The organism is Streptomyces sp. NRRL B-24085, from assembly GCF_001282115.1.
GTDB lineage: Bacteria > Actinomycetota > Actinomycetes > Streptomycetales > Streptomycetaceae > Streptomyces.
In genome coordinates, this window is the sequence record NZ_LJBR01000258.1 from 1 (window position 1) to 9,586 (window position 9,586).

Here is a 9,586-nt window from a genome sequence, read left to right on the forward strand (position 1 = left end):
ACCTCCCGCAGGGCCACCCGGCCGAGCAGGAGGTCGGTGCCCCCGTCCACCACGGCCCACTGAGCGGTCTGCTCCTGCGTCCAGGCCTTGCGCCACTCCTCGATCCAGCCGCCGACCTCGTCCACGGAGTCGGCGGCACGGGCGTGCCACTGCTGCATCACCGGGTCCTGGAAGGCGGCGTGCACCGCGGGGGCGTCCTCGGCGCGCCAGGGGCGCAGGAGCAGCCCGTCGCCGGTGGGGAGGGTGGGCTGGGCGGTGCTGGAGAGGGTGCCGGGTGCGAGCACCGGGGCGGTGAGGTACGGCATGACCCGCATCCTGCCAATCGCGCGACACGCATCCCAACGGGTTTTACTCTTGCCGGCGACGGGACACCGAGGCCCGTGCCCCCGCCCCGGACGATCACCGTCCGCACCCTGCTGTCCTTGACTGAACTCGCCGTCACCGGCCGAACTTGCTTCCCAACTGCCGCAAACGGGGGTGGTACCCGTGGCGCAGCGGCGGGCTGGAATGCGCGGCCGTGCATCCGGCGGCCAGGGGATCCGCTCCGTGCGCCGGGGCTGCGCCCCCTTTCCCGCGGCCGGAAATCGTCGCATGGTGCGAAGTGGTGGGCTGTCAGGGCGAATTGCGTACATGAGCGGTGTCGCACCCGGGCCCGTGAGGGTGGTGGCCGAATGCCTGCGACGGTCGGCTGGGGGCATCGGGTACGTGGTGCGCGTGAGGCACGGATACGATCGGTTGAGTCGTGTACCAGTGCGAATCCGCCCGGGAAGAGCGCCCGCCCTTTACCGCCCGGCCCGTCCGGAACGGCGCCGAGAACAGCGGACCGGGAGTCCCTCGACGGACCCTTCGCGGCGGCCCGCCGCGGCGCCTGGCACCAGCGTCAACTCGCCCCGCACAGTTGACGAAACCCACGGTGGCACTGGAAGGTAGGGATGATCCACGACCTCGCTGCCGACAACGCTGTCGCGGCGGTGGTGGCCACCGATTCTCCGCACCGTCCGGCTGCCGCCGCGAGGACAACGGCCTCCGGGCACGCAGTTGACGAGGCCGGGTTCGTGCACGAGTTCAGCCACGCTGCGGTCGCAGCGTATGGAACACAACGCGTAGTTCATGGACTTCGTCGACTCCGCCACCCGGAGGGCATCATGAATGGCTCTGCTCCAGGCGAGTCGCCCGAGCCGTTCCACTGATCGGGCACGCAGACCTCGCTCGGCGCACGTCACCCTGGCCGTGACCCGCGCCCCCTCGCGTCCCGTATACCCCCGGAACGCCTTTCGATTCCGTGTTCTACCCAAGCCGAAGGACCTGAGAAGGACTGGCCATTCCAGGTCTTGAATACGCGACGGGAGATCAGCACGATGAGTATTACCTCGTCCTCGGTATCTTACGCGTGGACGTACAACAGGGGGCCCCTTTCCGGCCTTTCGTGGAACAAGGCGATTCACAAACACGTGCGTACCAGGGGAGGCGGGCTCCGCGCAGAGGGAGCGTCAGGTGAGTGACCTGGCGGGCCTGGCGGGCGCCCTGAGCCCCGGAACCCACGGTCAGGTCATACCGGGTCTGGAACCCGCGCTGTGGCGGAATTCGATTGACTCCCTCCTTTCCGATCCCCGTGCCACGGCATTGTCCGGAATGCTGTGCCATGCGATAGAGGCGGACACCGCCAACGGCAGTCGATCGGTGCTGCGGTCGCCCGGTTCGTATGTCGACGCGGTCCGGTCCCCCGGGCTGCGGGCCGTGCGCACCCTGCTGCGCCGTGATCAGCGGCCGGTGAACTGGCAGGCCCTTCTCGGCAGGGACACGGGCCGGCTGCTGACCGCCGCCTGCGACCGGCTGATGCGCAGCCCGGAGGGCCCGCCGCTGATCGGCGTGCGGGGTGAGCTCTCCGTCGACCGAGCCCAGCAGTGGTGCCGACGCGCTGTGGGCCACACGGCCCAGTACTCCTTCGCGATGGAGATGGCGGGTCTCTTCACCGCTCTGTGCACCGCACCCGAATCGAGCAGTGCTCTCGAAGCCAGGACCACCTTCCTGTGGGGCGTTCTGGCGGGAATCAGCGAGTACTACGCGGGAACCACGCCCCAGGTGTTGGAGATCAGCCGACTCGCGCGGGAGGCGGTGGTCGCCTCCCGGCACTGCGTGCGGATGCACGGGCGCGAGGGTGAACTGGTGGTCGCTGCCCAAGTGGAGTGCGGTGCCGTTCAACTCGTCGACAATCTGACCGGAATCCTCCAACTTCCCGATCTCTTCGGGACCGAGGAGTACATCCGGATCCGGGGCGCGGACATCGGGGTGCACATCTACACCGTCCAGGACGACCGCTCGGAGCGTTACCGGGACATCGCCGACGAGACCACGATGGTGGCCGTGCTCGCGCACGATCTGATCGACCACGGTCGCGACACCGAGAACGGCAACCGCAACAATCTGGCGCTGCGGCTGCCCGACAGCAACCAACTCTGGGACATTCTGGAGGTCTGCCTGAGCCACACCTGTGCTGTCGGCGGAGAGCAGTGGCAGCGTGTCGTCGCAGGTTTCGTGGTGGGAACGTGCCTGTACGCCCGAGGCGGCCGCGAACGGATGCACGACGGCACCGAGACGGCGGTGCGCAAGAAGCTGCGCCCCAGCACGGAGTGGACGTACGCGCCGAAGCTGGCCGAGTACTTCTCACGCGGCGGATGCACCTGCACGGACCGGGCAGACCCCGTCAACGTCGGCCCGGAACTCGACAGGTTGTACGCCGACAGCTCGACGATCGTGCAGGGCTGGTTGCGTGACCGCTGGGACGCTCACTTCGACGTGACGTATCTCCAGCGGCTGGCACTGGCCTGCGCGTCAGCCGTGCGCACCAGGAACCCGTTGTTCTCCGGCCGGAACGGAGCCGAAGTGATTCCATGAGGCCGGTCCGCCGGTACTGCCGGGGATGGGCCCGCGAGGTGCACCCGCACGGCACTCCCCCCTCGGTGCCCGGTCGTACGCTTGATCGTGATGAGACGCCGTACGCCGCCCCCGCCCCCTCCCCTGCCGCAGCGCGACGGGGTCGATCCGGTGCGGGTACGGCTGCCGCCCGGGGACGCCTGGGCGACCGTGCGGGATCATCTCGTGGCACGACTCGCGGCCGGGGCCGAGGTGATCGACGGGATGCTGGAGACGGGGCAGATCGTGGACGCCACGGGACGTCCGGTCGCACGTGACTCGGCGTACGTACCGGGGACGTCCGTGTGGTTCCACCGGGAACTGCCCGACGAGGAGCGGGTGCCCTTCCCGATCGATATCGTCCACCGTGACGAACACCTGGTGGTGGCCGACAAACCGCACTTCCTCGCCACCACCCCGCGGGGCAGCCATGTCGCCGAGACGGCTCTGGCACGGCTGCGCCGGGAGCTCGCCGTCCCGACGCTGGGCGCCGCGCACCGGTTGGACCGGCTGACGGCCGGCCTGGTGATGTTCACCGTGCGGCCCGAGGAGCGCGGCGCCTACCAGTCGCTGTTCCGGGACCGGCGGGTGGTCAAGGAGTACGAGGCTGTGGCCCCGTACGACCCGGCTCTGCCCCTGCCGCTCACCGTGCGCAGCCGCATCGTCAAGGAGCGCGGGGTCCTGGCGGCCCGCGAAGTCGAGGGGGAGCCCAACGCCGTCAGCCGGATCGAGTTGCTGGAGCACCGGGGCGGGCTGGCCCGGTACCGGCTGACGCCGAGTACCGGGCAGACACACCAACTGAGGGTGCACATGAGCGCTCTCGGCGTGCCGATCCTCGGCGACCCCCTCTATCCGGTGGTCACCGCCCCCGTGGCGGCCGGCGACTTCCGGCGTCCGCTGCAACTGCTGGCACGTGTACTGGAGTTCACCGATCCGATCTCGGGACGCGAGCATCGGTTCGTCAGTGCGCACGAGCTGCGGGCCTGGTCCTCCTACGAGGAGTGGGCGGCCGGGTAGCCCCGGTGCCCCCGGCTCACTCGCCACGCCACCAGCGCAGGAGACGCTGAAGGACCCCCGGACGTCCGGTCGGCTCGGGCGTGGGGGCGGGGGCCGACACGCTGGGCTCGGGAGTGGCTGCCTGCGGCAGTGGGGTGCTGACCTGCCAGTCCGTGGCGCGCTGCGACGGCATCCGGTGCGCCGGGCGCGCCATGACGTCCTGCTGGGGCTTGGGGGCGAACTGCACCGGCAGGTCGACCAGATGGCGGTTGGAGATGGTCTCCTCCCACTCCAGCTCGTCCTCGTCGCAGGCCAGTTCCGCGTCCGGAAGCCGGGTCAGCAGCGCGTCGACGCCCACGTCGGCGATGGCACGGCCGAGGTCCTGACCCGGGCACTCGTGAGGGCCTCCACTGAAGGCCAGGTGGGAGCGGTTGCCCTGCATGTTGGCCTTGGTGTCGGGACGGACGCGCGGATCGACGTTGCCCGGCGCGATGCCCATGACGAGGCCGTCGCCCCTGCGGATGCGCTGGCCGCCCAACTCGGTGTCCTGCTTGGCGAAATAGCCCAGGACGGCGCTGAACGGCGGCTCGTCCCACATGGACTGCTCGACCGCCTGCGGCACCGTCATCTGGCCGCCGTTGAGCTGGGCGCGGAACCGCGGGTCGGTGAGCACCACCCGCAGTACGTTGGCGAGGAGGTTGGCGGTGCTCTCGTACGCCACGATGAGGATCAGCCGCAGGTGCTGGCTGACCTCTTCGTCGGTGAGGCGTGCCGGGTGGTTGATGAGGTGGCTGGTGAAGTCGTCCTCGGGTGCGGCCCGGCGGCGGACGGTGAGCCGGGTGAGGACGTCCATGATGTACGCGTTGCTCTCGATGGCCGTCTCGGTGCCCCTGGGCAGGTCGCGGGCGGCCGCCACGAGGCGGTCGTTGTACTCGTCGGGCATGCCGAAGATCTCGCACATCACCATCATCGGCAGGCGTTCGGCGAACTGGCTGACCAGGTCGGCCTTCCCCTGCTCGCAGAACTTGTTGACGAGATGCTGGGTCGCGCGGTTGATGTGACGGCGGATGCCCCGGTGGTCGATGGTCGAGATGGCACCGGTGACCGCGCCGCGCAGTCGCAGGTGCTCGTCGCCCTCGGCGTGGGAGCAGAGGGGCTGCCAGGCGAGGTGCGGCATGAGGGGGTGGTCCGGCTTGACGGTGCCGTCCTGCATGGGGCCCCACAGCCGGGTGTCACGGCTGAAGTGCGAGGGGGTGCGCACCATGTGCATGTTCTCGCTGTGTCCGAGCACCACCCAGATCGGCACGTCCTCGTGGAGCAGCGCCGGAGCCACGGTTCCGTGTTCGGTGCGCAGTTCCTCGTAGAGGGCCTCCAGGTCCTCCGCCCCGGGGCCGTACAGCCGACGCAGTCCGCCGGGGCCGATGCCGTGCGCGGGGCAGCCGGGCGGGGGGCCCGCGGGGTCGTACGTACCGGCCGGGGTAAAGGGTTCAGGCGTCACGATGGTCGCTCCGGAGCTGAGGTCGATCTGGTCTGGGGGCAGTCATGGGCTGCACCGGCCCGGGCGAACGAGGCCGGGAGCGTAGGAGAGGGGCGTGCGGCTCTGCCAGGTCTCGCCTTACACAGGCGCCTTCTCCACCGCCAGTGAATGAAGGAATCGCATCAAGGTCATCAGGACGTCCCGGCTGGACGCCCGTCGGCGGGCGTCGCACTCCACGATGGGGATGTCCTCGCTGAGGTCGAGCGCGGAGCGCAGGTCGTCGATGGCGTGGCGGGGGCCGTCCGGGAAGGTGTTGACGGCCACGACGAAGGGCACGCCCCGTTCCTCCAGGCGGTCCATGACGTCGAAGCTGACCTCGAGGCGTCGGGTGTCCACGAGGACCACCGCGCCGAGTGCGCCTTCGAACAGGCCGTTCCACAGGAACCAGAAGCGCTCCTGGCCGGGGGTGCCGAAGAGGTACAGCACCAGTTGCTCGGTGATGCTGATGCGGCCGAAGTCCATGGCCACGGTGGTGGCCGTCTTGGTCTCGGAGCCGTAGTTGTCGTCGACCCCGATGCCGGCCTGGGTCATGGTCTCCTCGGTGGTCAGCGGTTTGATCTCGCTGACCGAGCCGACCATGGTCGTCTTGCCGACGCCGAAGCCGCCGACGATGACGATCTTGACCGCGGCCTCGGCGGTCTGCGGAAGGTGGTCCTCTGTTCGCGGACCGGGGATGGTGTCAGAGCCTTTGAAGTCCATGCATCACCGCTTCGAGGAGGGAACGGTCGGCCAGCGCCTGCCGGATCACAGGGGCGCGCGCCGTCACCAGTTCGGCCGTCAGCAGCTCGGTGAGCAGGACGGTCACCACGCTGAACGGCAGGCTGAGGTAGGCGGACAGCTCGGCCACGGACAGGGGGGCCGTGCAGAGCCTGAGCAGCGCCGCCTGTTCGGGCGTGGCGGAGGGCGGTGGGTCGGCGTGCGCCACGATTAAGGTGACCAGGTCGAGCTCCGAGCGCTCGGCCCCGTCGGGGCCGGTGATGACGTACAGCCGCTCGGGGTTCTTCTTCGGTCCCTCGGGTGGGTCCTGGCCCTCCTGTGGGGGCTGCGGGGCCTGCGGGGTCGGTTCGGGACTGGCCTTGGGGAATCGCCGTCGGCGTTGCGGAGGAGTCATACGGTCTGCCCGTTGCGCCGGGGCGGGCTGGTGAGGTGCGCGCCGATGCGGACGACCAGATCGCTCATGCGGGCGCTCATGTGGCCGGGTTCGGTGATGATGTCGGAGAGCACCGCGAGATAGGCGTTGGGGCCGGCGGCCATCAGGTAGAAGTAGCCGCCGTGGATCTCGATCAGGACCATCTTCATCTTGCCGTCGCTGCCCGGGATCTCGCCTGCCACAGCGCCTGCCAGGCTCTGCAGGCCGGCGCAGGCGGCGGCGACGCGGTCGGCGGTGTCCGGGTCACCGCCGTGCCGGGCGATGCGCAGGCCGTCGGCGGAGAGCACCACGATCATCTGGATGCCCGGTACGCCTTTGGCGAGGTCCTGGAGCATCCAGTCGAAGTTGCCTCGCTGCTGGATCACTTGAGGTTCCCCTCGTCTTCGGCCTCGGTACGGGCCGGTTCGTCGGTCGGCTGGGTGACTGCGGAAGAGGTGGGGCGCTTGAGGCCGTCCATGAACGCCTGGACCCACAGGCCCGGCGGGGTGTCGTCCGGCTTGGGCTCCGGCTCGGGCTCGCGCCGGGCCGTCGACCAGATGGTCGGGCGGCCCTCCCGCTCGGCGCGTTCGATCTCGGCCTGCTCGGCGTAGCGCTGGGTGAGCGAGGTCTTGACCCGGCTGCGGCGCTGCGGCAGCCCGTTGGCCGTCCACTCGGTGACCTCGGGGACGTCGTCCTCCATGGACACCGGCGTCGTGAACTTGGGGCTGGTGGGGCGGCGCTTCTTGATCGTGCGCTTGGGGCCCGGCAGCGCTCCGAGTTCGGCCTTGGGCACGGCGGTGGCGCCGATGCCGTGGGCGAGTCCGACGCCGGGCTCGTCGGTGAGCATGTCGCTGGGCACGACGAGGATCGCGCGGACGCCGCCGTACGCGGAGGCACGCAGCGAGACCTGCATGTCGTACGCCTGGCAGAGGCGGCCCACGACGGCGAGGCCGAGGCGCGGCGACTCGCCCAGGTCCTGGAAGTCCACGCCGGCCTTGGCCCGTTCCAGCATGCCCTCGGCCCGCAGGCGGGCCTCCTCGCTGAGGCTGACGCCGGCGTCCTCGATCTCGATGCAGACGCCGGTCTGCACCTCGGTGGCGGTGACGTGCACCTTGCTCTGGGGCGGCGAGTAGCGCGTGGCGTTGTCGAGGAGCTCGGCCGCGGCGTGGATGACCGGCTCCACGGCGGTGCCCTTGACGTTGACCTTGGCGATCGAGGAGAGGTCGATGCGCCGGTACTCCAGGATCCGGGACATGGCACCGCGCAGCACGCTGTACAGCGCGACGGGCTCGGGCCACTGGCGACCGGGGCGGCCGCCGCCGAGGACGGAGATGGAGTCGGCGAGCCGGCCGATCAGGGCGGTGCCGTGGTCGATGCGCAGGAGGTCGTCGAAGACCTCGGGGTTGCGGCCGTGGTCCTCCTCCATCTCCCGCAGTTCGTTGGCCTGCTGGTGCACGATGGCCTGCACGCGCCGGGCGATGTTCACGAAGGAGCGCTGCGCGGCGTCACGCATGATCTCCTCGGTGTCGACGATGGTGAGCACCGTCTTGAGCAGCCGGATCTGCGGTTCGGGCAGGTTCCCCCACGCGGGGTCGAACTCGCCGAGCCGGCGAATCACCTCTCCGGGGGAACTTCCGCGGCGCAGCCAGTCCAGTGCGGTGGGCGCGATCTCCTTGGCGAACCGGATCAGGTCCTGGTCGTGCTCGGCGATGCGCTGCTTCAGATCAGCCGTCTGACGGAGGTGCTCCTGCCGTTGCTCACGCAGTTCACGACCGCGCCGGACGGCTTCGGCCGCCACCGCGATCACCAGCAGCGTGGCGACGGCACCGCACCAGCCGACCGCGGCCCTGGCGGGCTGCTGCACGAGCGCGACACCGGTCCCGGTCACCGCGGCCATGACTATGGCGGGGAGCAACAGCACGCGCGCATACGGCAGTTCACGGCGTCCTGGGGGGGTTTGAACACTCACCATGTGGGCCCTCTGAGACGTATCGACGGGGAGTCGCACATATAGGGAACAAGCGCACGAATACACATCAACTCGGTGCGCTGCGGGCGAGCTTAGTCCGACCGGATCATCGCCGTGTCATATTCAGCAAGCGCCTGAAACGGGCATTGCGACTGGAGTACCCTCGGCTCATTTACACGCTCCGGCACCAATCGAACACGGCGAGTCATGGCGTACGGGCATGCGAAAGTCCCTCACTGCGAGGGGTGAAGGTCAGCTTCCGGCCGGATGCCGGTCCTGGACTCCGGCGATGCGCAGAGCCGCGTCCGCGGTGGCCGCCGCGAAGGCGGGGACGGGCCGCTCGGGGTCGGAGCGGCGGACGAGGATCACGCCCTCGATCAGGCCGAACAGCAGGTCGGTACGGAGCTCCAGCTCACTCTTGGCGAGCGCGCTCCCCTCGGCCGTCGCGGCGAGCAACTGCCGGTAGGCGTCCTTGAGTTCGGCCCGCACGGCATGGAAGCCGGCAAACCGCTCGGCGCGCACCTCGGGCAGCAGGTAGAGCCCGCCGAGGTTGTACGGCCCCCCGCACAGCACCTCGACGTCCGCGCGGCACAGCTCCCACAGCCGGCTCCCGGCCGGTGCCGTGTCGTCGGCGAGCAGCTCACGGGCGTACGCCAACGAGGGCGTGACGGTGGACTCCAGGAGCTCGGCGAGGAGTTCCTCCTTGCCGGAGACGTAGTGGTACATGGACGCCTGCCGCATGCCCGCCCGCTCGGCCACGGCCCGGGTACTGGTGGCGGCGTACCCCAGGGTGGTGAACAACTCGGCCGCCGCGACGAGGAGTTCGTCCCGCGGCGCCAGCCCGCTCTCCGGCCGCCGGTCCGCCCGCGGCCGCCCGACCCGCCGCCCGGTGTCCGCGGCCCCACCTGTCGCACCCATACGTTCGATCCTCGCACACGGCGCCCGCCCCCTCGGCGCCAGAGGTCGGAGGCCCGCAGGGGGCCGCAGGGCCACAGCACACACGGCAAGCACCGAACCCCGGCACACCCCACCCCCCTAGGGG

General features: G+C 70.1%; 9 protein-coding genes. 2 read left to right on the forward strand and 7 right to left on the reverse strand.

What is annotated here, in order from left to right; translation table 11 throughout:
* On the reverse strand, positions 1-305 hold a 305-nt coding region (locus tag AOJ26_RS26510; protein ID WP_199828877.1), incomplete at its 3' end, for a GNAT family N-acetyltransferase.
* Between the two features lie 1,327 nt (positions 306-1,632).
* Here AOJ26_RS26510 and AOJ26_RS26515 point away from each other — a divergent pair.
* Entirely contained in the window at positions 1,633-2,895 is a 1,263-nt protein-coding gene (locus AOJ26_RS26515; protein WP_234358676.1) for a hypothetical protein, read from the forward strand.
* A gap of 90 nt (positions 2,896-2,985) precedes the next feature.
* Positions 2,986-3,930, forward strand: coding sequence for an RluA family pseudouridine synthase (locus AOJ26_RS26520; protein WP_078960034.1), 945 nt, complete (start codon positions 2,986-2,988; stop codon positions 3,928-3,930).
* 16 nt (positions 3,931-3,946) lie between these two features.
* Here the strand turns inward: AOJ26_RS26520 and AOJ26_RS26525 are convergent, their stop codons facing one another.
* From AOJ26_RS26525 to AOJ26_RS26550, 6 genes are all read right to left on the reverse strand, one after another.
* Complete coding sequence (locus AOJ26_RS26525) at positions 3,947-5,407, reverse strand: cytochrome P450 (protein ID WP_053850870.1); 1,461 nt, start codon at positions 5,405-5,407, stop codon at positions 3,947-3,949.
* A 117-nt stretch (positions 5,408-5,524) separates the two neighbouring features.
* Positions 5,525-6,145: a GTP-binding protein gene (locus AOJ26_RS26530; RefSeq protein WP_053850871.1), complete on the reverse strand. Its 621-nt coding sequence runs from the start codon at positions 6,143-6,145 to the stop codon at positions 5,525-5,527.
* Positions 6,126-6,557, reverse strand: a complete 432-nt coding sequence (locus AOJ26_RS26535) for a DUF742 domain-containing protein (RefSeq protein ID WP_053850872.1) — start codon at positions 6,555-6,557, stop codon at positions 6,126-6,128. Before AOJ26_RS26535 ends, AOJ26_RS26530 begins: the two co-directional genes overlap by 20 nt.
* Positions 6,554-6,961 carry a roadblock/LC7 domain-containing protein gene (locus AOJ26_RS26540; RefSeq protein ID WP_007380839.1) on the reverse strand — a complete coding sequence of 136 codons (408 nt, stop codon included), beginning with the start codon at positions 6,959-6,961 and terminating at the stop codon, positions 6,554-6,556. The genes AOJ26_RS26535 and AOJ26_RS26540 overlap by 4 nt, the downstream gene beginning before the upstream one ends.
* Complete coding sequence (locus tag AOJ26_RS26545) at positions 6,958-8,547, reverse strand: sensor histidine kinase (protein ID WP_179200329.1); 1,590 nt, start codon at positions 8,545-8,547, stop codon at positions 6,958-6,960. The genes AOJ26_RS26540 and AOJ26_RS26545 overlap by 4 nt, the downstream gene beginning before the upstream one ends.
* 249 nt (positions 8,548-8,796) lie before the next feature.
* Entirely contained in the window at positions 8,797-9,462 is a 666-nt protein-coding gene (locus AOJ26_RS26550) for a TetR/AcrR family transcriptional regulator (protein ID WP_053850874.1), read from the reverse strand.
* Positions 9,463-9,586: the final 124 nt, after the last annotated feature.

Coding starts and splice junctions, on each gene's coding strand:
- AOJ26_RS26515 (WP_234358676.1), top strand. CDS start 1,633: ATGCTGTGCCATGCGATAGAGGCGGACACCGCCAACGGCAGTCGATCG.
- AOJ26_RS26520 (WP_078960034.1), top strand. CDS start 2,986: ATGAGACGCCGTACGCCGCCCCCGCCCCCTCCCCTGCCGCAGCGCGAC.
- AOJ26_RS26530 (WP_053850871.1), bottom strand. CDS start 6,145: ATGGACTTCAAAGGCTCTGACACCATCCCCGGTCCGCGAACAGAGGAC.
- AOJ26_RS26535 (WP_053850872.1), bottom strand. CDS start 6,557: ATGACTCCTCCGCAACGCCGACGGCGATTCCCCAAGGCCAGTCCCGAA.
- AOJ26_RS26545 (WP_179200329.1), bottom strand. CDS start 8,547: ATGGTGAGTGTTCAAACCCCCCCAGGACGCCGTGAACTGCCGTATGCG.
- AOJ26_RS26550 (WP_053850874.1), bottom strand. CDS start 9,462: ATGGGTGCGACAGGTGGGGCCGCGGACACCGGGCGGCGGGTCGGGCGG.